This window comes from Serratia sp. JSRIV002 (assembly GCF_019968725.1).
In the GTDB taxonomy this organism is placed as follows: Bacteria; Pseudomonadota; Gammaproteobacteria; order Enterobacterales; family Enterobacteriaceae; genus Chania; species Chania fonticola_B.
Genome location: NZ_CP074143.1, coordinates 3,867,330 through 3,890,073, shown reverse-complemented (window position 1 = coordinate 3,890,073; position 22,744 = coordinate 3,867,330). Strand labels below are relative to the sequence as shown.

Here is a 22,744-nt window from a genome sequence, read left to right as displayed (position 1 = left end):
ACCACCGCTTACGAGCGGTTTTTTTATGTCTGGAGAAAACTTATGTCAAGTAAGTATGAAAAAACACAAGGCACGTTGATCAGCGTTTCCGCTGGTGAAGTCAGCGAAGCTAATCCTGTTGGGATCACCTGGCTTGCCGCATCGTGCAGCACCAAGGAACTCAGCTACACGGGTGGCCAAAAGGCTGATATCGATGTTACCACGCTGTGCTCGGAAGAACAGGAGATGACAAACGGCCTGAAAGCCCCGTCTGAAATGACCATTGGTAAAAACTGGAGCGGCTACGATGCTGCCCAGGATTCTCTGATGGATGCGTATGACGATGACAGTCGCCGTGCCATTCGTATCGTATTCCCTTCCGGCAACGGCTTTGCCTACCTTGCCGAGGTGCGTCAAAACAGCTGGAGTGCCGCCACATCCGGCATCGTATCCGCTTCATATACGCTGCGCATTATCGGCAAACCGGTACGTATTTACGCTGTAAACATTCCAGTGACTGGCGTCACGCTGGATAAATCCACCGCCTCCGTGGCTGTTGGTGCCAGCATCACACTGACCCCAACTATCGCCCCGGCGTCAGCCACTAACAACGGCATGACTTGGGCATCATCGGCACCCGAAAGCGTCATGGTAACCAATAAGGGCGTCATTACCGGTCTTACCCCTGGCAGTTCAACCATCACCGTCAAGACCACGGACGGCGCTAAAACGGCTACGTGTGTCGTGACCGTCACGGACAAATAGGAGCATTAACCCATGGCAGCAAAGAAATTAAGCCTTAAGGCGCTGGCGTCGGCACCAATGGCGGGTTTTCGCACCAAGCTGGTTGAGGTCGCCGAGTGGAATGGGGCGAAGGTGATCCTGCGAGAACCCTCGCCAGCGGGCTGGGGCCAGTGGCGCGAGATTATGGAGCCTGCAGAGTCCAAAGAGGGCGCAAAGGCGGTCGAGCTTTCAATTACAGAGCAGACGCAACGTAACATCCGCGCTGACGCGGTGATGTTTATCGATGTTCTGCTCGATGAAGATCAAAAGCCGGTATTTACCTGCAAAGAGCTGGACGAGGTGGTGGGTTTTTACGGGCCGGTGCATTCCCGTCTGCTCAAGCAGGCGCTTGCCCTGCAAACTTCGCAGGAAGACGCTGAAAAAAAGTCAGAGAGCCAGAAACCTTCTTCTTGATGCAACTGGCTTTACGCCTGGGTAAAACACTGGGCGAGCTGCAGCAGTCAATCAGCGTCAGTGAATTGCGTATGTGGATGGCCTTTAACCGGATAAGCCCGATTGGCGACGAGCGCAATGATTACCACGCGGCGCAAATCGCCACGGCCGTTTTCAACTCCCAGCGAGCGAAAGATCCTCTGTCTATTTCCAGCCAACTTCTGTGTTGGAATAAAGATGAGGAAGCGGAGGACGCGGAAGAAGATACGTCAGGGCTTGAGGCATTTTTGGGAAATCTGGCTGATTAATACCCGCTCACGTAGCGGGTTTTTTTATAGGTGAAATATGGCATCTTTGCGCGAGCTCATCATTAAAATATCGGCCAACTCCAGTTCGTTCCAATCGGAGATCGCCCGCGCCTCACGCATGGGGGCCGATTATCATCGAACCATGACGCAGGGGAACCGCCAGGCGGCGAATGCGACCCGACAAAGTCAACGGGCTTTAGCCGATCTGAACGGGCAACTTGCCACGGTGCGCGGCAGTGCTCTGGCGATGGCGGGGGCTTTCGCCGGGGCGTTTGCTACCGGCAACCTGATCGCGATGGCTGACAACTGGAACTCGCTGAATGCGCGGGTAAAGCTTGCGACGACGTCTGCGCAGGATTTCAGCATTGCACAAACCGAGCTGATGCGGATCAGCCAATATACTGGTTCAACGTTTGAATCTAACGCCAGTCTTTTTTCGAAAGCATCAAGTTCGCTGCGTGAATATGGGTACACAACCAAGGATATTTTGTCTCTTACTGAAGCGTTGTCTACCGGTTTGCAAGTGTCAGGGGCTTCTGCTGCGGACACCGAATCAACAATCACCCAATTATCACAGGCGTTGGGGCGCGGTGTTCTGCGCGGGCAGGATTTCAACTCCGTTGCGCAGTCCGGTGGGCGGATTATGAAAGCGCTGGCGGATGGTCTTGGCGTTGCGCAAAAAGATCTGAAAGGGCTTGCTGATGCTGGAGAACTGACAAACCCGAAGATCGTTCCTGCTTTGATCAGTCAGCTTGGCCAATTGAGGAAAGAATATGAAACGATGCCTAATAGCGTTAGCGCGGCGTCAACCCGCATCAACAACGCATTTATGCAGTGGATTGGCGGGCAGAACCAGGCGACAGGAACCACGGCAGCACTTTCCGGCATCCTGGATGGATTAGCTAAAAACATTGATACCGTCGCATTATCTCTTGGTGCACTGGTGTCTGTTGGCGCTGTGCGCTATTTCGGCGGTATGGTGTCAAGTGTGGGGAGCGCCACAGCGGGCATGGTATCCGCATACCGTGGCGAAGTCGCTCTGGCTTCTGCACAGGTGCGAGGCACTCAGGTCGCAACAGCCAGAGCAAGGGCTGCTGAATACCGCGCACAAAAGGCGTTGGCCGCTGCGCGGGGAACGGATGGGCAGGCGGCAGCGGAAAGACGGCTGGAGGCTACGCAGCGTGGCGTTACGCGCAGTATTGCAGCCAGAACTGCCGCACAAGGCGCATTGAATAATGTGACAGGCTTGGGTAGCCGATTAATGTCAGGGGCGCTTGGCCTGGTTGGCGGCTTCCCTGGATTAATTATGGCAGGCGCTGCTGCCTGGTATGTTTATAACCAAAGGCAGGAACAGGCTCAACAGACAGCCATTGCCTATGCGGATTCGCTGGGTTCCGTCGTTGAGAAGATGCGTGAGCTTAATCAGGTGCAACTGAAGGGTGCTCTCGCTGAGGCGGGCGATTCCATCAAGGCACAAAGAGACAATATTGACGATCTGACCTCTGCTCAGGCAAATGCAAAGGCTGAGCTGCTTGAGCGGCTGAAACTGGTCAAGCAGTTCTCCGTTACGCAGGGGGAAAGTAACGGGCATACGACCAATGCGGCTAAACTTCAGAGAAAATACGATAAAATCACTCGTGACCTGAGCGATGCCCAGACCAAACTGGGTAGAACAATTGCAGATCAAGCCAAGTTGCAAGGTGAACTGAACCGTGTAACCACTGAGTCCGAAGCATCGTTTAATGTTTTTAAAAAGGGGCTGGTTGAAACTTTCCACCTGTCAGAAGCTGCGGCGGTGGGGTTGGCGTCAACGCTCCAGGTGCTTAAGGAGCTCAACGCCGAACAGGGAAAATCAGGTGCCAGCGTAACCCCTCCTGTTGATACAGCGAAATATGACGACTTCATTAAAAAACAGCAAGAAAGTCTTGCCTTGTTAAAAGTTGAAGGCGTCGAACGGGCAAAACTGAAAGCCGTACAGGACGCCATCAAAGGTGAGGCGCTGAAAGTTGATGGCGCTGGCAATGTCGTTGCTGATATGAAGGATCAAAAAGCAGCTATCGAGGCCAATGCCGTAGCTGAATACAACCTTCAGGAGCAGCAGAAAGAACGCAACAAGACCACCAAGGCAGGAGCCAGTGTCGCGGGTGATTACCAGCAGAAGATCGCCAGCTTGAACAAGGAAATCCAGATTGAAGGTGTCCGGCTAAAAGATGGCGATGCGGCCGCCCGTCTTTTTGCTGCATCAATGGAAGCGGGTACTAAGTGGACGGAAGCCCAAAAGAAAGAGCTGATTGCCCGTAATGACGTGTATGAGAAACTTAAGCAGAAAAATGAGGATCGCTCCGCAGCAATTTCCAACGACCCTTACCGCCAGGCAGCCGAAACCCAGAAAAGGGCTAGCGAGCAACTGCAGCGGCAGATTGCAGATGGTGAAATCAAGGGGGCGGAGGACATCGCCCGCCGCAAGCAGGATATCGACACCGCCTATCTGCAGGCGAAGGCCGAGGCCGCCCAGCGTTACGCGGTTTCCGGTACCGCTGAGCTGGCCGGTAATGTCGATCCTATCCAGAATCTTGAAAACCAACTGGCTAAACGGCAGGCGCTGATCGAGAGCTATGCCACTGCGGGTGTAGTGTCGCAAAGCCGCGCCAATCAGCTGATTGTTGCGGCGGATCGTGAAGCGATGGAGCAGCGTTACCAGGCATCACTGCAACTGTATGCCAGTCAAGGCGATATGCAGAAGGTGGCCGTCGATATGTTCCAGGCAACCACGGAACGGGCAAGCAACATGCTTACCGGTCTGCTGACAGGCACCCAAACGTTCAAGGAGGGGGTAACAAATCTCTTCGCTTCCCTGACTCAATCCATCGTTCAAAACCTTATTGATATGGCCGCGCAAGCGCTGGTTACCAGTTCCATCATGCAGACGATCACCGGCGTAGTCGGTGGGCTTGCCGGTGGCATTGGTGGGGCGGCATCCGGGGTTAGTGGCGCAGCAGGATCGGCAGGAACGGGCGCGATGGGATTGAGCACGAGCTGGACTGAGTATGACCTTGGCGGCTACACAGGTGCTGGCGGTAAATATGAACCCGCTGGTGTGGTGCACCGAGGCGAGTTCGTGATGACCAAAGAGGCCACGGAACGGATCGGTGTAGAGAATCTTTACGGCATGATGCGTGGTTATGCTAATGGCGGGTTGGTTTCTCCTGCCAATCCTAGCGTTTCGTCGGGAGTTCGGGCGCTAACAGCCAGTCAGCCTCTTAGCCCCGGTACGCTCGGTGGCGGTTCCCCGCTGGTTAACGTTGTGATTAACATTGACGGTAACGGGAATGCTGACACGCAAGCCACAGAGGGCTGGGGCGCTTTTGGAAAGCAAATGGGTAGCATTGCCGCGCAAGAAAGCCAAAAGGTGATCAACAGAAACCTCATGCCAGGAATGCCGATCTGGAAGGCGATTAAGGGATAATTATGGCTATCAAAACCTTTACTTTTCCGGCTCGAGTGAATGCCTCCGGCGATGTGCAGTTTCGACTGCGCAAGGCGCAATTCGCTGATAGTTATTCACAGGTGGCCGGTGATGGCATCAACCCGATCACCCGATCATGGGAGCTCTCTTTTGTCGGAAAAATCGACAAAATTCTACCGGTGATCCGGTTTCTTGAAGAGCATCAGGGCGTTAAGTCGTTTCAGTGGCTCCCGCCCCTCGGCGTCCTCGGCCTTTATCGCTGTGAAAGTGGGTATAAGCCGGTGGCGTTGGGTGCTGGAGTTTATTCCCTTACTACGACATTCACCGAGGCATTCAACCCATAAGGATAAAAGAGTATGGCAATCAATGCTGATGTGCAAAAACTTGAGCCGGGTAACCGTGTCCGGCTCTATGAAGTTGACGGTACTTTGTTCGGTGCCGATATTTTACGATTCCACAGTGACACCCTGCCTTATACCGCCGCAGAACTGACAGCAGCCGGTGGTGACGAAAAAAAGTTACCAGCCAGATCGATCTGGTGGCAGGGGAAAGAATACGGCCCTTGGCCCGTTCAGGTTGAAGGGTTGGAAATGTCCGGTGATGGGCAGAGCGCACAGCCCAAACTGTCGGTTGCCAACATCAACGGGCTGATCACTGCGCTTTGCCTCAAATTTGACGACATGGCGCAAGCCAAAGTGACGATCCACGACACCTTCGCTCACTATCTTGATGCGCGTAATTTTCCAGCCGGTAATTCGACCGCCGACCCGGTGCAGGAAAAAATACAAGTGTTCTACATCGACCGCAAAGCGACGGAAACGGATGAGGTGGTCGAGTTTGAGCTATCCAGTCCTGCCGATCTACGCGGTCAGCGGATCCCTACGCGGCAAATTCACGGCCTTTGTACCTGGTGCGCTCGTGGATGGTACCGAACCGGTAAAGGGTGTGATTACGCCGGTAGTCTGTATTTTGACGAGAAAGGGAACCCGGTCAGCGACCCAAGCCTAGACCGTTGCGGCGGCCTGTTGAGTGATTGCCAGAAGCGATTCGGGGAGAACAACCCGGTACCGTTCGGCGGTTTCCCCGGCGCCGCGCTGATCCGACAATAGGAGTGAGGCATGCGGAAAAAAACATTATCGTCAATCATGGCCCATGCCGAGGTGGAGTATCCCAAAGAGTGCTGCGGTGTGGTGGCGCAAAAGTCCCGCGTAGAGCGTTACTTTCCTTGTAATAACCTCGCCGAAAACCCTACGGAGGACTTTCACTTAGACCCAGCAGGTTACTTGGTTGCCGAAGGGTGGGGTACGGTTACCGCTATCGTCCACAGTCACCCTGATGCAACCACGCAGCCGAGCGAGTTGGACAAGGTTCAGTGTGATGCTACCGAATTACCCTGGCACATTGTGAGCTGGCCAGAGGGAGACTTACGGACTATCTACCCGCGTGGTGATCTACCTCTCATCGGTCGCCAGTTTGTGCTGGGGCATACTGACTGCTGGGGGCTGATCATGAGCTACTACCGGCAGGAGCATGGCATCGAGCTTAATGATTACAGAGTGGATCACCCCTGGTGGGAATCCGGTACCGAAAACCGCTACTTGGACAACTGGCACGAATGCGGCTTTCGTGAGTTCAGCGGCCCGCACCAACCGGGTGATATGGTCATCATGCAGATCTCTGCCCCAGTGGCGAATCATGCCGGAATACTGCTAGCCGATGGGATGCTGTTGCATCATATGTACAGCATGCTGAGTCAGCGCGTTCCCTATGGAGGCCAGTGGCTTGAGAGAACTGTGAAGGTACTACGTCACAAAAATCTGCTGTGAATGCTATCATTCCCTTTTTCGACTTAAGGAAGGATGCGATGAAGAGAATAATGATTGTGGCGGCGCTGCTGGCTTTGTCTGGGTGCTCTTCGACAGCTAATGACCTAAGGACAACACATCCGTTTTTATCTGGGGATTCAAGTAAATCACCACAGGTATTTATTGGGTGTGTTTTAAATAATTGGAATGAAAAAAACACTATTGCACCTATTAGCGCTCAGCCATTAGAAAATGGTTATACCGCTCAAATAAACGACATGACAAGAGGTGTTGTTATGTTAATTGACGTAATGCCAACTAAAGATAATTCCGGTGGCGAGTTTAAATTCTATAAAAAGAGAAATATGGAATATTATGAGCGCTCAGTAATTAGTTGTAAGTGAAAATGCAATAACCCGCTAAAATAGCGGGTTTTTTTATTGGAGAGCAAAGATATGGCTTTTATCGATGTACCTATACGTAAAATGGTCTTTCATGGCCCATTGATTGAGCGGTTTGGGCGTAATTTTAAGTATAAGGCCCACAATGTTCCCAAGATGATGTCAGCGGCTAAAAGCTTACTTGATGGGTTTGAGCGGTACATGGCCGAAGCGCACAAGCGCGGCTTAACCTTTGCGGTGTTCGTTGGTAACAAGCAGAAGCGTAACATTGCCGAAGCCGAGTTGGAAATGACGAAAGGTAATGAGGATATTCACCTTGTTCCGGTAATTATCGGCAGTAAACGCGCCGGACTGTTCCAGACCATCCTTGGTGTAGCGTTGGTTGGTCTCGCTTTATGGAATCCTGTAATAGGTGGAACTGCTTTAATGTCAGCTTCAACAGCGAGCAGCTTAGCAATGGCTGGCGGGGCTATGGCGCTGGGCGGCCTTGTCCAGATGCTATCCCCTCAGGCGGGCGGCTTGCGAATGCGAGAAAGCCCAGACAACAAACCCAGCTACGCCTTCGGCAGTCCAGTAAACACTACCGCGCAGGGTAATCCTGTTGCCGTGGGTTATGGCTGTCGTGAAATCGGTGGCGCGGTTATCTCTGCGGGGATATATACCGAAGACCAGATGTAATCACTAAATAAAAATCACCTTCAATTGAATGCCGCTTTTGCGGTTTTTTGTTATGGGAAAAATATGACAAAGCTAATTAAAGGCCGCAAGGGTGGCAGCGGCGGCGGTCACACGCCTGTGGAATCCCCTGACAGTATTCAGTCCATTGCTCGCGCCAAAATATTGCTAGCGCTCGGCAATGGGGAGTGGGCTGGTGGGTTAGACGGAAAGAATATTTATCTTGATGGTACCCCGATCACTAATGATGATGGGACGGATAATTTCGGCGGTGTGAGTTGGGAATTCCGTTCTGGTACTCAGCACCAGGAATACATTCAGGGTGTTCCTGCTGTAGAGAATGAAACCACGGTAAACACTGCGCTGAAAAGTGCCACTCCCTGGGTTCGCTCGATCAGCAACACGCAGCTTTCTGCCGTGCGTATCCGGTTCGGTTGGGCAAACTTAATACGCCAAGAGGATAACGGCGACGTTAACGGCACACGCGTAGAGTATGCGATTGATCTGGCGACTGATGGCGGGGCTTACAAGGAGATGTTGAAGACGGCTGTCGATGGAAAAACCACGACGCTTTATGAGCGCTCGCACCGCATCAACCTACCCAAAGCGTCTACGGGCTGGCAAATTCGAGCCCGTAGAATTACCCCCGACTCGGCCAGCGCTCGAGTAACTGACGCAATGAACGTTTCGGCGCTTACTGAAATCATTGATGCCAAATTAAGTTACCCCAAAACGGCGTTGCTGTTTGTTGAGTTCGATTCCAAGCAGTTTCCGAACATCCCAAAAATCAGCTGCAAGCCGAAGATGAGCATCATCCGTGTACCAGATAATTACGACCCGGTTGCCCGCACCTATACGGGTACCTGGTACGGTGGTTTTAAGTGGGCACACAGCAATAACCCTGCCTGGGTGTTCTACGACATCCTTTTATCTGACCTGTACGGGCTTGGTGATCGGATTGACTCAACGCAGATTAAAGAGGAGGAGCTTTACCGGATTGCTCAGTATTGCGATCAGCCCGTTCCTGATGGGCGTGGTGGCAACGGAACCGAACCGCGCTTTCTCTGTGATATCTATATTCAGTCGAGAGAGGAGGCCTGGACGGTATTAACTGACCTGGCCGCAATCTTCCGGGGTATGACCTACTGGGGCCAGAATCAACTGGTTGCTCTGGCTGACATGCCTCGTGATGTTGATTACATCTATACCCGCGCTAACGTTATCAAAGGCAAGTTTTCCTACGCCGCATCGAGTGAGCGCACACGCTATACCACCGCTATGGTGAGCTGGTCAGATCCGGATAATCATTATGCCGATGCTGTAGAGGCTGTATCGGATAACGGCTTGGTCCGACGGTACGGGGTAAACCAGACTGAGCTCACTGCTATTGGATGCACCCGCCAAAGCGAGGCTAACCGGCGCGGGCGCTGGGCGCTGCTGACAAACAGCAAAGACCGAGTGATCTCCTTTTCCGTGGGGCTGGACGGTGCAATCCCTTTGCCTGGCCACATTATCGGAGTTGCCGATCAGATGCTAGCCGGCAGGGTAATCGGTGGCCGCATTCGTTCGGTGTCAGGTAGAAGCTTAACGCTCGACCGTAAGCCAGAGGCAAAACCCGGCGATCGGCTGATCATTAACTTGCCGTCTGGTGTATCTCAAGCGCGAACTGTGCAAGCAGTAAGCGGCAATGTCGTGACAGTCACAGTGAGCTACAGTGAAGCGCCTGCAGCTGAATCTGCTTGGTCAGTTGATGCGGATGATCTGGCTATTCAGCAATACCGCGTAACTGGCATTAGCGACAACGGGGACAACACTTACTCAATAACAGCAAGCCAGCACGAGCCTGATAAATACGCGCATATTGATAGCGGTGCTCGCCTGGAGGACAGGCCTATCTCTATCATTCCGCCAGGTGTTCAGGCTCCACCGCAGAACGTTAAGATCGGCAGCTTTACAAAGGTAAGCCAAGGGCTGGCAGTAACCACATTGCGCGTTACGTGGGATTCGGTCGAAGGGGCGATCGCTTACGAATCGGAGTGGCGGCGTGATAATGGCAACTGGATACCCGGCCCCCGTACATCAACGCTAGGTTTCGAAGTTGCTGGCATTTACGCAGGCCGCTATCAATCCCGCGTCCGCGCGATTAACGCTGCTGAAATTTCGAGTATCTGGGCAAATGCCATGGAAACGCAGCTTAACGGCAAGGAAGGGAAGCCACCCAAGCCTGTGGGGTTTACTGCATCGCCGTTATTGTGGGGGATAGCACTCAGTTGGGGATTTCCTTCGGGTGCTGAAGATACGCTTAAGACGGAAATTCAATATGCTGATAACCCCGCGGGCAATAACGCCATGCTGCTTTCAGACGTACCCTATCCGCAGCGCAGTTATGAACAATCAGGGCTGAAAGCGGGTCAGGAATTCTGGTATCGCGCGCGATTGGTTGATCGCACAGGAAACCAGGGCGACTGGATTGAGTGGATGCGGGGGCAATCCAACGCCAATGGAGGGGATTATCTTGAAAATATTGGTGATGGCTTTATGTCGTCAGCTGATGGAGATCGCTTAACCAGCCAGATCGACACGAATATCGACGCAATCCTGCAGAACGCACTGGCCAATAACGCCACTGTGGATCACCAGTGGGCGCAGTACGGCGAAGTGCGTGCCGATATCCTGGTTGTCAAAACAACGATTGCTGAGGTTGATAAGGCATTTGCTGAAATGTCGACGCAGGTGCAGGCGCAGATCGGGGACGTTACCGCGGCTCTGGAAGATAAACTGACGGCGACGGTTGATGTTGCTGGCGCAACGGCGGTGCATACGCTGAAAGCCGGTGTAAAGATAAATGGCGTGTATTACAGCGCCGGGATGTCTATTGCGGTATTGGCGCAAGCTGGCCAGCCAGTAGTAACTCGCGTTGGATTTAATGCCAATCAGTTCGTACTGATGAGTGGTAGTGGCAGTAATCAATATTCGCCTTTTGCTGTGGTTAACGGGCAGGTGTTTATCAGCGATGCATTTATTCAGGATGCATCAATTACTTCTGCAAAAATTAAGCATGCATCAATCGGTGGTGCTCAAATTACGGATTATCTCCAGTCAGATAATTACTCCCCCGGAAGCGTTGGAATGAAGCTGGGCTTTAGGAATGGTTATGTTGAAATCAATGGTTCAGTACCTGGGCTTGGACGAACTGTTGTCAATAACGATGGTGTGGCAGTTTACGACGGTGCAGGGCAAATAAGAACAAAGCTCGGGAGGATATATTGAGCCGATACGGACTTGTAGTTTATCCCAAAGATGGTGGCGCGGGTGTAGATATCAGTAACGGTTCTAAAGCCTGCGCCTATCGTGGCTTTTTTAACCCAGAGTTTGACCAAAACGGAGAAACATGGTCATACCCGGACCTCTCGCCTGGAGCCTCATTATTTATTGTCCCAAGAAGAACGGTTGCCATTATTCAAACAGGCGCGGTTCCCAGAGTAATATCATGCAGTGGTGTGCAAATATCGGGAGGTACAGTGCATGCCTGGTTTGATGGATTTAATTCCAGGCAGGACAAAGGCAGGCGTCCCATCGAGTTTGATGCCTTTCAGGTATCAGGAGCTGGAGGTGTACCTCGTTATGGACTCCAGCTTATCGATGCAACAGATTACAGCGAAATTAACGATCTGGGCGTTGCGGGGAAATGCGTCTGGCGTGGTGTTGTTACCGTGCGCGGTGCCTGGGCAATCCCCGACATTCCTGATCGTGCCAACGCGATTGTATTTGCTTACTGGGATCGTGATGATCGCGCTGTGGATTTTGACCGTGAAAGCATGACTGTGAATGTCTATAGAGAAGCAGGTAGAGATGTCATCAGCGACGGCAGTGCTGATTGCCAGATGTGGATATGCATCTTTTCAAACGGCTCTTATCCGGTTCCTCCGCGTTACGGATTGGCAATCTGGAATGCTGCTGGCCAGTGCACCTTCTCGTCGGATAATGCACCGATGCTTTATCGTGGTAATTCATTAAACACGCAGCGCATACCGGGTAACTATGCATACCCCCTCATGGCGACAGCAAAGCCGCTGGTCCCACTCTGCCGCCTTGGTATTCATGATGGTATGAATCTATCGAATAACTATCTTGATTATCGCCATGCTGGAATGCGAATGGCTGGCGGTGGCGTTACTGCATGGCGCACGAAATACATCAACAGTTACGACCATAGCAAAATCAATATTCAGTATCGTCTGACAACAATCAATCTGCCCGTACTGGACGCCGCAGATTATTTTAGTCTTTAAATAAGGGGCAGGCTATGCCAGCAGGAACTATCACGCTCACGACCAACTCGGCTACCGTTAAAGGCGCGGGTACGGCGTTCATAACAGAACTGAAGCCCGGTGATTTTGTTGTAGCGGTTGTCGGTGGCATTACGTATACGCTGCCGGTGAAAACCGTCGATAACGCGACGCAGGTGACGCTAGTCCGCGTCTACGATGGACCTACGCAAGCCGGAGCAGCATGGTCAGCCGTGCCGCGTGAAACACAGAACTCAATCACCGCTCAGCTCGTCGCTGAAGCATCAAGAGCGCTGCGCGGGCTGAACTATGACAAAGACAACTGGCAGCAGGTATTCAGCGGCACGGGTAATGTCACGGTCAAGTTGCCCGATGGCAGCACGTTCACCGGGCCAGCATGGCGAGGTTACGCAGGACAATTATCTATTCTAAGAAATGATATTAATACAGTAGCGGAGACAACCGCAGGTAAGTTAGCAAAAGATAAAAATCTATCTGACTTAAGCGATAAAGCAGCAGCTCGTACTAGCCTTGGCCTGGGAACCGCAGCAACGGCTAACGTAGGTGCCAATAGTAATCAAATCATGTTAAATGGCGCATGGGGGCTGGGGGGGAGTTATAAAGGATTTAAAACCATTAATAGCAATAATGTTAATTACCTACTTAATGAACTTGGCGAGCGTGGCCTTACAGCCTTTAGAAACAATGCGCCAATAAATGACAACGGTGACGGATGGTATACTCCTGCTTGGGGACCGTCGATATGGTGCCGAACAGAAGACGTTTATGCTGCGTTTAACATGGCATCAACAGCAAACCATCTATCAGTATCATGTGGCAACCTTCGCGAAGGCTGGGTAATGCACAAAGTCATTTGGCATAGTTTTAATACAGTTGTTGATGGTAATGGATTTATTAAGAAAGCCTCGCCAATAACGAGTATTTATCGGGATGGCACCTGCAAAAACAATATGGAGTCGGAGGGAGTTACCTGCAAGCGGCTTGATGTAGGCATTTATCACGTTGATGGGTGTTTGGGTTTTTATAACGATAATGGTTGGAAATTCGAAGTACCCAAGGACGAAAACGGCAGTGCATTATTGTGGGTGGACTATGAAGTGAAAAAGTATGGCTCAATTATATTCAAGACGTACCACAGGACAAATGATTGTCCCATTTCTGCGTTGCAGAATAACATTGACGGTTACGCCAATGGTGACAGCATCGATATCCCTGAAGGTAAGTTTTTAATGGTTCGCCTAAACGTTCCAAACAGTCAATTCGCCGAATATGTTCCGGATGATTCAATCCCCATACCAGAGTCGGCATTAGCTGACTAAAAAGTCAGGCTGGTCAATGGATATCCCAGGTGGTCGCTGGATTGATCTGCGTGTCGAGATGCCGCCCTGGATGAGCTGTATTCGGAGCTTGCACAGTGTGAAACGCCAGCACCGACCGAAGAACCCAAGGAATGATCGCAGCGCAGGGAGAAATCCCGGCACTATTGATAGCGTGGAGCTGCAATTAAGACGGCGATCTAACGGCTAAAAAGAGGAGGAACCTAAGTGCAGAAAGGCGATGGCTTGTCGGCAATTTTACCACCATTTTACCATCATTTTACCATGTGAAGATTTTGTTAATAAAAAAACCAACCCTAAGCGGTTGGTTTTTCTATAAATAGTTGGTCGGCATGAGAGGATTCGAACCTCCGACCCCCGACACCCCATGACGGTGCGCTACCAGGCTGCGCTACATGCCGACGCAGAACCCTATACTACCGTTTTCGGATGTAAATTCAAGCAGCTACCTCACCGATTGCTCTAGATTTAAGCAGTTAGTTGGCGATAAAGCGTTTTACATCCGTCAGCACCTGTAACAGCAGGGCTAGCTGGGGTTTCTCGTCTTTGATCTCGTTATCGTCTTGATCGTAGGCACGGTAGTTGCCATTACCATCCAATGTCAGCGTCTGCGTTGGCGTGGTGATCACCAACTGGGTGCCGTCGCCGGTGGCGAGCCAATTGTTTTTACGCTGTGCGGCAAACAGGTCTTCGCCCTGCGAATAGTCGTTAGCCGGTGTTTTCACATGCAGCAGACGTTGCATCAGCGTGCGCATCACATCGTTATGATTGGTCAGCTTATTGATGGTTTGTGCCGGGGTGCCTGGCCAGTGAATGACCAACGGAACCTGCAACTGGCTGCGATTAAAGCTGCTACCTGCTCCCCAGTTGCCTTTACCGGTATCGTTGAATTCTATGCCGTGCTCAGCGGTGATCACCACCACGGTTTTATCCAACAGGCCTTTTTCTTTCAGCGTTGCCAGCACCTGCTCGATCTGCGCATCGACGTCTTTCGCGCCAGTACGATAGAGCTGGGTAAAGGCTTCCGGCGAGAGCTTATTGTCGCCTTCTGGGAACTTTGCACCGCTGAAATTGATATAGGAGAACCAGGGGCTATTTCCGCTCTGTGTGGCCAACCAGCTCTGCCACTGATGCGTGGTGGCAGCATCGCTCTGCACGAACGGTTCCGGCGGGAGCGAGAAATCGGTCAATAGTGCCTGGCGGTAAAGCGTGGCGTTGAAACCGTCTGAAGAGAACAGGCCGAACTGATAGCCTTGATCGCTCAGCGCGCTAATCAACGCGGCCGGTTTGCGCCCGGCCAGAATGCCATCCAGATAGGTAGGCGAAATACCGTAGAACAGGCCAAACAGGCCGGTGTCCGCATGGTTACCGGAGCTGTAATGGTCGCTGAAGCGGATATTTTCCTGGGCAAAGCGGCTCAGGCCTGGCATGTCTTGCGCCATATCCTGGGTACGCACACCGTTCACTACGATCATCAGCAGGTTGTAGCCGCTGCCTTTATCGCTGTAGTTCAGACTATTGAGCGGGTATTCAACGGCAGCCGCTTCTGGATTGCCCTGTTGCATCAGGCGGCGCTCATATTCTTGCTGATCGAGCAGGCCGTGTTTTTCCAGGAACTTACGCGCGGTCATTGGGTAAGAGAGTGGTAAGTTGGCGCGTTGCATGGTGATCGGCCGATAGAAATTGGCATCCGCCCAGATATAAATCAGGTGCGAAGCAAAGAACGAACAGATGAACAGCACCGCCAGCGGTTTGCCGAAGTTGCGCCGGTTCAGGCTGCGCAGTTTCTGCCAGCTCCAGGTCGCAAACAGCATTTCGATCAGGAATATCACCGGCACGCAGATAAACACTAGCTGCCAGTCTCGCGCCAGCTCACTTTGGTCCGGGTTGATAACCAACTCCCACACCACCGGATTAAGATGCAGGTGGAAGTGGGTAAAGACTTCGCTGTCGACCAGCAGCAACGTCAGCCCAGCGGTGGCCAACGTCGCGGAAATAAATCGCAGCAGGCGCTGCGACATCACCACAAAGGTGAGCGGGAAGATGATCAGCAGGTAGGCGGCAAAGACAATAAAGCTGAACTGCCCAATCAGGCTGACCAACGCATAGACTCGCCCCAGCAATGAGGACGGCCAGTCGGTAACAAACAGGTAGCGGCTGCCCAACCCGATACTGAGCAGAATATTAAATAAGGCGAACCAGTGCCCCCAGCTAATCATCTGGGAGACTTTTTCACGATAACGCTGACGGTTTGTCACCATAAGTAATTATTAATGCGCTTTATCTTCACGGATAGAAGCCTGCAGGGCTTCAGCAAACGATCTGGCCAGTGTCTTCCGCTGTGCGGGAGCAATACTGGTGTTGATCAAATTGGTTACCATGTTGCCCAGAACCATCAAAGAGAGGTCGGTGGGAGTATGGTGTTTTTCCAGAACGTTGACCAGCTCAGAGAGCAGTTGTTCAACGTGTTCGTCACTATAACGAGATGATTGTGGCATAAATATTGTGCTCAAAGCTCGACAAAGTCCCATATCTTACCGTATGGGGCCGTGATTTTCCGCTCTTTTATAGCGTGAAGATCGTTAAGGCATTGCCATGCCCGTTGTCTTTCGGCTTCGTCAGTGCTTGAATACGCGCTCAAAGAACAGGAGGATTGATCATGAGTCTGGATATCGAGCAGATTGCACTGCACCAGTTGGTAAAACGCGATGAGCAGACGCTGGAAGTGGTGTTGCGCGATTCCCTTCTTACCACCAATGCGGCGGTGGAAGAGATGATGGCAGAGCTGCATCGCGTTTACAGCGCCAAGAGTAAGGCTTACGGCCTGTTCAACGAGCAGAGCGAACTGGCGGACGCGTTGCGTAACTGCCGTAAGGGTGATGACGATTTCCTCGCATTTAGCCGTGCTGCCACCGGCCGTCTGCGCGACGAACTGGCCAAATATCCGTTTGCCGACGGTGGCGTGGTGCTGTTCGCTCATTACCGCTATCTGGCGGTGGAATACTTGCTGATCACGGTGCTGAACAGTTGCAACAGTACGCGTGTCAATGAAGAGTTGGATATCCGCACCACCCACTATCTGGATATCAACCACGCGGACATTGTGGCGCGTATCGATCTGACCGAATGGGAAACCAACCCGCAATCGACTCGCTACCTGACATTCCTCAAAGGGCGGGTAGGGCGCAAGGTCTCCGATTTCTTTATGGATTTCCTGGCGGCGTCGGAAGGGCTGGATACCAAAGCGCAAAACCGTGGCTTGTTACAGGCGGTGGATGATTACTGTGCCGATGCTCAACTAGGCAAACACGAACGCCAGACGGTGCGTCAGCAGGTTTACAGCTACTGTAATGAGCAGTTGCAGGCCGGTGAAGAGATTGAGCTGCAGGAACTGTCGAAAGAGATAGCCCCGGTGGGCGAGAAGGATTTCCTGCAGTTTTCCAGCGAACAGGGCTACGAACTGGAAGATAGCTTCCCGGCGGATCGCGGCACGTTACGCCAATTGACCAAATTTGCCGGCAGCGGCGGCGGTATCAGCCTGAACTTTGATGCGATGCTGCTGGGGGAGCGCATTTTCTGGGATGCGGCCACCGATACCCTGACGATCAGAGGTACGCCACCGAATCTGCGCGATCAGTTGCAACGTCGCACGGGCGGCAGGTAAGCATCGCAGAATGATAGCCAATAAAAAACGCCGCAATTGCGGCGTTTTTCACTTCGGCGTCCCGAAAATCGATAACGTGGCGATTAAACGCGAACGAAGTCGATGTGAGCCAGTTTTGGCTTGAACGGGTGACGCTGTACAGCCTGAACCTTAACTTTGGTTTCTTTACCGTCGACAACCAAAACTACGGCTTCGCTGTAGAATTCTGGTTTAACTTCCATGTTCTTGACAGAATCATGGTCTAGTTCGATAGCAATCGCAGCTTCTTCGCCACCATAGATGATAGCTGGGAATTTGTTTGCTGCACGCAGGCGGCGGCTCGCACCCTTACCCTGGTCTTTACGTACTTGTACGTTGATAGTGAACATTGTTTTTTCTCTTAAAAGAAAATTTACCCTGCTACAGGCGACCCAGTAACAGGCTCGATAACCTGCTTTCACACTGGGCGAACCCAGGTAAAGCGGGCGGCATTTTAACGGAAAGCCGCTCGCTGGGCAATGAAAACCTGCCGCTCGGGCCTAATACAGCTCATTGGCACGGCGAAAGCGGCCCTGATAATCAAAAACTTTTTCACGTATTTGCCAGAACTGGCCGCGTTTACGTGCGACGACAAAGTCTGGATGGCGCAACAGCGCCTGCTGAGCCAGAATGTCCGCTGCGTTTTGCCAACCGAAGGGGACGCCTGGTGCCCGTTGGTGCGGGCGCAGGAACAGCATCTCGAAGGCCTTGCGTTGTGCGGGCGTTTGCAGGCGGAACCGTTCGCTGGTGCTGGTGCCATCTTCGTCATAATAGGTGGCTTTCAGCCATTCCCCTTTGTCGTCCTTGCCGCTTTGCAGTTCCATTCCGCCACAGCGCAGGACTAGCGCATCCTTCAGCTTCAATGCGGCCTTCAGCATATCATCCGGATCGACCAGCACTTCCTGGCACTGATGGCAGCGGCGTGCTGCAATGTCGTTCTCTGCGCCGCAGTGCGGGCAGCATTTGAAACGGAAGCGATAGTCACACTGCTCGCGATGCCCCTCATCATCTTCCAGCCAGCCCTGACAGCGACGGCCATAGTGCTCGATGATGTCGCCGTTCTCGGTGCATTTACCCCAAAACAGGTTGGCAAAACCGCAGCCAGGGCAAAAGACCTGCACCGGTTGGCTGTCTGAGTGGGGTTTGCTGACGCCGACTTCCGGCGTGAACAAATCATGGGGATTGCCTGCGTAGTCCAGGATCAGGCAGTCGGTCTTGCCTGGGGACAGCCGTAAACCGCGCCCGACGATCTGCTGATACAGGCTAACAGACTCGGTGGGCCGCAAAATAGCGATCAGATCGACATGAGGCGCATCGAAACCCGTCGTCAGCACCGCCACGTTGACCAGGTAGCGCAACTGCTGTTGCTTGAAGGCTTCGATTAGTGCGTCGCGTTCGCCGGGGGGAGTTTCTGCACTGACCAGCGCCGCCTCCCCGCTTGGCAACAAGCCATGCACTTCACGGGCATGCTCCACCGTGGAGGCAAAAATCATCACGCCTTTGCGGGTTTCGGCGTATTCAACGATCTGGCTGATGATGTGGGGCGTAATGCGGTTTTGCTGTTTCAGCTCGCGGTTAAGATCCGCTTCGCTGAACAGGCCGTTGCTTCTGGCCTCCAGGCGGCTGAAATCGTATTGCACGATCGGCATATCCAGCCGTTCTGGCGGCACCAGGAAGCCGTGTTTAATCATATAGCGCAACGGCAGTTCATAAATGCAGTCGCGAAACAGGCTGTTGCCGTCGCCACGGGTGATGCCGTGGTAGTGATATTGATAGATCCAGCCTTTGCCCAGCCGGTAAGGGGTGGCCGTCAGACCAAGCAGGCGCAGCTGTGGGTTGGTTTTTTGCAGGTGTTGAATAATCTGTTGGTATTGGCTGTCGTCATCGTCGCTGATGCGGTGGCATTCGTCGACGATCAGCAGGGAAAATGCACCGTCGAACAGCGATAAATTACGTGCTACCGATTGCACGCTGCCAAACACCACCTTGCCGCTGCTCTCTTTTTGCTGAAGCCCGGCGGCGAAGATGTCGGCCTCCAGGCCGTAAGCGCAGTATTTACTATGGTTTTGCGCCACCAGCTCTTTAACGTGAGCCAGGACTAACACCCGGCCACGGGCGCGTTTTGCCAACTCGGCGATCACCAGGCTTTTGCCTGCGCCGGTTGGCAGTACGATCAGGGCCGGTTCAGGATGTTGGCGGAAATGCTTGATGGTGGCATCGACCGCTTCCAACTGATAGGGGCGTAGGGTAAAAGCCATGCGTTAGTATCGCTCGCTGAAGTGGGCTGTAACATTCCACTGAAATTGTGACATTTTGCTCCTCAGACGGCGGAAAAATTTCTATTATTATGCCCTCTGCGGCTACGCAGTGCGAGAAGCATGGAAATTACCCCTGTTATGGCATCGTTTCCGTCGCTATACTAAGCGGCTTCCCTACGCGAACATCCTCTTCGAACCTGTTTTCTGCACCTGGTGCGACAGCGGGGCGTCATATTTAGCAACCAGATCAATGCGATCATAACAACGACAGGCAAAGCAGATTCAATGCGACTGGACAAGTTTTTATCTCAGCAGTTGGGTATCAGCCGTGCGCTGGTAGCGCGTGAACTCCGTGCAAAACGTGTCACCGTAGACGGTGAAGTGGTCAAGAGCGGGGCGCTCAAGCTGGCTCCGGAACAGGAAGTGCGGTTTGATGGCAACGTGTTGTCACAGCTGAACGGGCCACGTTACTTCATGCTCAATAAGCCACAGGGGTATGTGTGCTCAACCGACGATCCGGATCATCCAACCGTGCTCTATTTCCTGGATGAACCCGTTGCGTACAAGCTGCATGCGGCAGGGCGGCTGGATATTGATACCACCGGCCTGGTGCTGATGACCGATGACGGCCAGTGGTCGCACCGTATCACCTCACCGCGCCACGAGTGTGAGAAAACCTATCTGGTGACGTTGGAACATCCGTTGGCCGCCGATACCGCTCAGCAGTTCGAGCAAGGCGTGCAGCTGCATAACGAAAAAAATCTGACCAAGCCAGCGAAGTTGGAAAAAATCGAAGATACCCTGGTGCGCCTGACTATCAGCGAAGGGCGTTACCATCAGGTGAAGCGCATGTTTGCAGCCGTGGGTAACCGGGTCATCGAATTACACCGTGAGCGCATTGGCGCCATTGTGTTGGATGACGATTTGGCACCTGGGGAATATCGCCCGCTGACCGAAGAAGAGATTGCCAGCGTAGGCGCACCGCACCTGCTGGATTAATTTTTGCGACCGACCAAGGAGTCGTTGAACGTGCAACAGAACCGGACCTCTCACCTCGGTTTGATCTTTATTCTGGGCCTGCTGTCCATGCTGATGCCGTTGGCGATCGACATGTACTTGCCCAGCATGCCGATAATCGCCCAGGAGTTTGGCGTGGAGTCTGGCCGGGTGCAGATGACGCTCAGCGCCTATATGCTGGGCTTTGCCGTTGGCCAACTGTTCTATGGGCCGATGTCCGACAGCATTGGTCGCAAGCCGGTGATCCTGTGGGGCACGCTGATTTTTGCTATCGCCGGTGGGGCCTGTGCGATGGCCCAATCCGTGGAGCAACTGATCAACCTGCGTTTCCTGCACGGCCTGGCCGCAGCGGCGGCAAGCGTAGTGATCAACGCCCTGATGCGTGACATGTTCACCAAGGATGAGTTCTCACGCATGATGTCGTTCGTGATCCTGGTGATGACCATTGCGCCATTGCTGGCTCCGATGATCGGTGGTGTGCTGCTGCTATGGTTCAGCTGGCATGCCATCTTCTGGACCATGGGGGCTGCGGCGTTGTTGGGGTCGGTACTGGTGGCGTTCTTTATCAAGGAGACGTTACCCAAGGAGCGGCGGCAAAAATTCCATCTGCGTACCACGCTGAGGAATTTCGGCTCGTTGTTCCGCCACAAGCGCGTGTTGAGCTATATGCTGGCCAGTGCTTTCTCGTTTGCCGGGATGTTTTCTTTCCTCAGCGCCGGGCCGTTTGTCTATATCGAGCTGAATAACGTTTCACCGCAGCATTTTGGCTATTACTTTGCGCTGAACATCGTGTTTCTGTTCCTGACAACCCTGATCAATAGCCGCAACGTGCGACGCCTAGGGGCAGTAAAAATGTTCCGTCTTGGTCTGTTTGTGCAATTGACGATGGGCGTGTGGTTGCTGGCCGTCACCGCCAGCGGGCTGGGTTTCTGGGCTTTGGTGCTTGGGGTGGCGGTTTATCTCGGCTGTATCGCCATGATCTCGTCTAACGCGATGGCAGTGATCCTGGACGATTTCCCCCATATGGCGGGAACCGCTTCTTCACTGGCCGGGACGTTGCGCTTCAGCATTGGCGCGCTGGTTGGGGCAATACTGTCCTTGGCCCCAGGTAAGAGCGCGTGGCCGATGGTTTCATCGATGGCTCTGTGCAGCATCGTTGCGGTGTTGTTCTATTTTTATGCCAGCCGTCCGCGCAATAATCCTGCCTGATTACCCCTCACCCTAGCCCTCTCCCACAGGGAGAGGGGACCGATCGAGCTATTTTATCGATACTGAGATCACCTTGGCTCTTCCAATGAATGTGCCACCACTTTACGCCTGAACCCTACCACAACACCTGACTCCCTCGGGGCCGGATGTGCCATAGGTTAAATCCTGCACCTGATTACAGCTCCGCACCAGCTCCCTCTCCTTGGGGAGAGGGAGATCAAATGCAATTAGCCCCTAATCTGCCTGCTTGCAAGTTTAAGTTTGTTGCTAAATATATGCAGGCTAACTAAACGTCGGCCAAACGAACTGTAGTTTTTTTGTTAAATATGACGGCGTTATTTTCCCTGGTGGCCAGAGGTGCAACCCGTTGGCTGATGGGGCATTTCTTTGGCGACTAATCGGACTAATATTGTTTTAAATCAAAATATTATTGATTTAACCTGCCTTGGGTATTTGAGCGAGATGTTTGCACAATGTAAAATTATACCGATTGTAAAGTAACCGCATTGCAAGAAAAAAATGTTGAGATCGCGGCGGGAAAGGGTTACATATAACGCAAAAATGCGAGCTGAGTCGCAAAACGCCGTGAGAGAACCTTCTACGGTGGAGAAAAACTGAGTGATATCAGCAAGCGCAGGATGTGGTTAATTGTTTGTTGCAAATTTTACTTTAAAATAACATTTGTAGGCGGCAAAGTCGGATGATCCCGGCTATAACTAAGTCATCCTGTGATGTAAAAAGTGTTTCATCTTTTCATACTAGGGATTTCATGTGGACAGTTTCCAGCTTTCGGTAGTGCATCGCTTGCCGCAAAGTTATCGTTGGCTATCAGGTTTTACCGGCAGCAAGGTTGAACCGATTCCGCTTAGCGGCATAGACGAAGATAACGATCTGATCGGCCTCAAGCTGCTCAGCCATGACGGGCGCGAAGCCTGGCGGGTCATGCAGCAGCTCAACCTGTCTCTGCAAGAGATCCAGGTCAACTGCTCCATTGTTGAATGGGAAGGCGAGCCTTGCCTGTTCGTTCATCAATGTGATGAAAGTGCCGCCATGTGCCGCTTGAAAAACGTCGGTGCGGCGATTGCCGAGCAGCTCAGCGCGCAGTACCCCTTCTGAATGAT

At 52.6% G+C, this 22,744-nt stretch carries 20 protein-coding genes, 1 tRNA gene and 1 pseudogene; 17 read left to right on the top strand and 5 right to left on the bottom strand.

The features are described from left to right. Positions 1 to 42: 42 nt before the first annotated feature. From KGP26_RS30420 to KGP26_RS18190, 13 genes and pseudogenes are all read left to right on the top strand, one after another. Positions 43 to 489 (top strand): annotated as a pseudogene (locus KGP26_RS30420) (phage tail protein); the annotation flags it as partial. Positions 490 to 492: 3 nt separating this feature from the next. Beyond that, positions 493 to 744, top strand: a complete 252-nt coding sequence (locus tag KGP26_RS30415) for an Ig domain-containing protein (RefSeq protein WP_371824952.1) — start codon at positions 493 to 495, stop codon at positions 742 to 744. Between the two features lie 12 nt (positions 745 to 756). Then, entirely contained in the window at positions 757 to 1,176 is a 420-nt protein-coding gene (locus tag KGP26_RS18240) for a phage tail assembly chaperone (protein ID WP_223664382.1), read from the top strand. After that, on the top strand, positions 1,176 to 1,463 hold the full coding sequence (locus KGP26_RS18235) for a DUF4035 domain-containing protein (RefSeq protein WP_223537698.1): 288 nt from the start codon (positions 1,176 to 1,178) through the stop codon (positions 1,461 to 1,463). Before KGP26_RS18240 ends, KGP26_RS18235 begins: the two co-directional genes overlap by 1 nt. 37 nt (positions 1,464 to 1,500) lie before the next feature. Beyond that, positions 1,501 to 4,929, top strand: a complete 3,429-nt coding sequence (locus KGP26_RS18230) for a tape measure protein (protein WP_223664381.1) — start codon at positions 1,501 to 1,503, stop codon at positions 4,927 to 4,929. Positions 4,930 to 4,931: 2 nt separating this feature from the next. Further along, positions 4,932 to 5,273 (top strand): phage tail protein, encoded by a 342-nt coding sequence (locus KGP26_RS18225; RefSeq protein ID WP_223664380.1) that lies wholly within the window; start codon positions 4,932 to 4,934, stop codon positions 5,271 to 5,273. A gap of 12 nt (positions 5,274 to 5,285) precedes the next feature. Continuing rightward, a complete protein-coding gene (locus tag KGP26_RS18220) occupies positions 5,286 to 6,038 on the top strand; it encodes a phage minor tail protein L (RefSeq protein ID WP_223664379.1) in 753 nt (250 codons plus the stop codon). Between the two features lie 9 nt (positions 6,039 to 6,047). Continuing rightward, positions 6,048 to 6,755, top strand: a complete 708-nt coding sequence (locus KGP26_RS18215; protein WP_223664378.1) for a C40 family peptidase — start codon at positions 6,048 to 6,050, stop codon at positions 6,753 to 6,755. Between the two features lie 38 nt (positions 6,756 to 6,793). Then, positions 6,794 to 7,138 carry a hypothetical protein gene (locus KGP26_RS18210; protein ID WP_223664377.1) on the top strand — a complete coding sequence of 115 codons (345 nt, stop codon included), beginning with the start codon at positions 6,794 to 6,796 and terminating at the stop codon, positions 7,136 to 7,138. Positions 7,139 to 7,189: 51 nt separating this feature from the next. Then, positions 7,190 to 7,813, top strand: coding sequence for a tail assembly protein (locus KGP26_RS18205; protein WP_371824920.1), 624 nt, complete (start codon positions 7,190 to 7,192; stop codon positions 7,811 to 7,813). A 63-nt stretch (positions 7,814 to 7,876) separates the two neighbouring features. Beyond that, the gene (locus KGP26_RS18200) at positions 7,877 to 11,080 is read left to right on the top strand and encodes a host specificity protein J (protein WP_223664376.1); all 3,204 of its coding nucleotides are present in this window, start codon (positions 7,877 to 7,879) and stop codon (positions 11,078 to 11,080) included. Further along, positions 11,077 to 12,102 carry a DUF6453 family protein gene (locus tag KGP26_RS18195; RefSeq protein WP_223664375.1) on the top strand — a complete coding sequence of 342 codons (1,026 nt, stop codon included), beginning with the start codon at positions 11,077 to 11,079 and terminating at the stop codon, positions 12,100 to 12,102. Before KGP26_RS18200 ends, KGP26_RS18195 begins: the two co-directional genes overlap by 4 nt. 14 nt (positions 12,103 to 12,116) lie before the next feature. Further along, entirely contained in the window at positions 12,117 to 13,439 is a 1,323-nt protein-coding gene (locus KGP26_RS18190; RefSeq protein ID WP_223664374.1) for a phage tail protein, read from the top strand. A gap of 342 nt (positions 13,440 to 13,781) precedes the next feature. Here KGP26_RS18190 and KGP26_RS18185 read toward each other — a convergent pair. The 3 genes from KGP26_RS18185 to KGP26_RS18175 all read right to left on the bottom strand — a co-directional run bounded on the left by KGP26_RS18185 (position 13,782) and on the right by KGP26_RS18175 (position 15,955). Further along, positions 13,782 to 13,858: transfer RNA gene (locus KGP26_RS18185), tRNA-Pro, on the bottom strand. Between the two features lie 75 nt (positions 13,859 to 13,933). Next, entirely contained in the window at positions 13,934 to 15,718 is a 1,785-nt protein-coding gene (gene yejM / locus KGP26_RS18180; RefSeq protein ID WP_115158166.1) for an LPS biosynthesis-modulating metalloenzyme YejM, read from the bottom strand. 9 nt (positions 15,719 to 15,727) lie between these two features. After that, positions 15,728 to 15,955 carry a YejL family protein gene (locus KGP26_RS18175; RefSeq protein WP_021805879.1) on the bottom strand — a complete coding sequence of 76 codons (228 nt, stop codon included), beginning with the start codon at positions 15,953 to 15,955 and terminating at the stop codon, positions 15,728 to 15,730. 161 nt (positions 15,956 to 16,116) lie between these two features. Between KGP26_RS18175 and yejK the strand changes: the two genes are divergently transcribed. Then, positions 16,117 to 17,121 carry a nucleoid-associated protein YejK gene (gene yejK / locus KGP26_RS18170; RefSeq protein ID WP_223664373.1) on the top strand — a complete coding sequence of 335 codons (1,005 nt, stop codon included), beginning with the start codon at positions 16,117 to 16,119 and terminating at the stop codon, positions 17,119 to 17,121. 83 nt (positions 17,122 to 17,204) lie between these two features. On the opposite strand, the gene rplY is transcribed toward yejK, so the two are convergent. After that, positions 17,205 to 17,489 (bottom strand): 50S ribosomal protein L25, encoded by a 285-nt coding sequence (rplY, locus tag KGP26_RS18165; protein ID WP_024486231.1) that lies wholly within the window; start codon positions 17,487 to 17,489, stop codon positions 17,205 to 17,207. Positions 17,490 to 17,639: 150 nt separating this feature from the next. Continuing rightward, positions 17,640 to 19,397, bottom strand: a complete 1,758-nt coding sequence (locus KGP26_RS18160; protein ID WP_021805877.1) for a DEAD/DEAH box helicase — start codon at positions 19,395 to 19,397, stop codon at positions 17,640 to 17,642. Between the two features lie 285 nt (positions 19,398 to 19,682). On the opposite strand from KGP26_RS18160, the gene rsuA reads away from it, so the two are divergent. From rsuA to KGP26_RS18145, 3 genes are all read left to right on the top strand, one after another. Then, positions 19,683 to 20,396, top strand: a complete 714-nt coding sequence (rsuA, locus tag KGP26_RS18155) for a 16S rRNA pseudouridine(516) synthase RsuA (protein ID WP_021805876.1) — start codon at positions 19,683 to 19,685, stop codon at positions 20,394 to 20,396. A gap of 30 nt (positions 20,397 to 20,426) precedes the next feature. Beyond that, complete coding sequence (locus KGP26_RS18150; RefSeq protein ID WP_021805875.1) at positions 20,427 to 21,623, top strand: Bcr/CflA family multidrug efflux MFS transporter; 1,197 nt, start codon at positions 20,427 to 20,429, stop codon at positions 21,621 to 21,623. A 771-nt stretch (positions 21,624 to 22,394) separates the two neighbouring features. After that, positions 22,395 to 22,739, top strand: a complete 345-nt coding sequence (locus KGP26_RS18145) for a YejG family protein (protein ID WP_021805874.1) — start codon at positions 22,395 to 22,397, stop codon at positions 22,737 to 22,739. Positions 22,740 to 22,744: the final 5 nt, after the last annotated feature.

What these genes read in the sequence shown, in the direction of transcription:
- KGP26_RS18240 (WP_223664382.1), top strand. Translation starts at nt 757, where the DNA reads ATGGCAGCAAAGAAATTAAGCCTTAAGGCGCTGGCGTCGGCACCAATG.
- KGP26_RS18215 (WP_223664378.1), top strand. Translation starts at nt 6,048, where the DNA reads ATGCGGAAAAAAACATTATCGTCAATCATGGCCCATGCCGAGGTGGAG.
- KGP26_RS18160 (WP_021805877.1), bottom strand. Translation starts at nt 19,397, where the DNA reads ATGGCTTTTACCCTACGCCCCTATCAGTTGGAAGCGGTCGATGCCACC.
- KGP26_RS18200 (WP_223664376.1), top strand. Translation starts at nt 7,877, where the DNA reads ATGACAAAGCTAATTAAAGGCCGCAAGGGTGGCAGCGGCGGCGGTCAC.
- KGP26_RS18230 (WP_223664381.1), top strand. Translation starts at nt 1,501, where the DNA reads ATGGCATCTTTGCGCGAGCTCATCATTAAAATATCGGCCAACTCCAGT.
- KGP26_RS18175 (WP_021805879.1), bottom strand. Translation starts at nt 15,955, where the DNA reads ATGCCACAATCATCTCGTTATAGTGACGAACACGTTGAACAACTGCTC.
- KGP26_RS18225 (WP_223664380.1), top strand. Translation starts at nt 4,932, where the DNA reads ATGGCTATCAAAACCTTTACTTTTCCGGCTCGAGTGAATGCCTCCGGC.
- rsuA (WP_021805876.1), top strand. Translation starts at nt 19,683, where the DNA reads ATGCGACTGGACAAGTTTTTATCTCAGCAGTTGGGTATCAGCCGTGCG.
- KGP26_RS18220 (WP_223664379.1), top strand. Translation starts at nt 5,286, where the DNA reads ATGGCAATCAATGCTGATGTGCAAAAACTTGAGCCGGGTAACCGTGTC.
- KGP26_RS18235 (WP_223537698.1), top strand. Translation starts at nt 1,176, where the DNA reads ATGCAACTGGCTTTACGCCTGGGTAAAACACTGGGCGAGCTGCAGCAG.
- yejK (WP_223664373.1), top strand. Translation starts at nt 16,117, where the DNA reads ATGAGTCTGGATATCGAGCAGATTGCACTGCACCAGTTGGTAAAACGC.
- KGP26_RS18205 (WP_371824920.1), top strand. Translation starts at nt 7,190, where the DNA reads ATGGCTTTTATCGATGTACCTATACGTAAAATGGTCTTTCATGGCCCA.
- KGP26_RS18190 (WP_223664374.1), top strand. Translation starts at nt 12,117, where the DNA reads ATGCCAGCAGGAACTATCACGCTCACGACCAACTCGGCTACCGTTAAA.
- yejM (WP_115158166.1), bottom strand. Translation starts at nt 15,718, where the DNA reads ATGGTGACAAACCGTCAGCGTTATCGTGAAAAAGTCTCCCAGATGATT.
- rplY (WP_024486231.1), bottom strand. Translation starts at nt 17,489, where the DNA reads ATGTTCACTATCAACGTACAAGTACGTAAAGACCAGGGTAAGGGTGCG.
- KGP26_RS18210 (WP_223664377.1), top strand. Translation starts at nt 6,794, where the DNA reads ATGAAGAGAATAATGATTGTGGCGGCGCTGCTGGCTTTGTCTGGGTGC.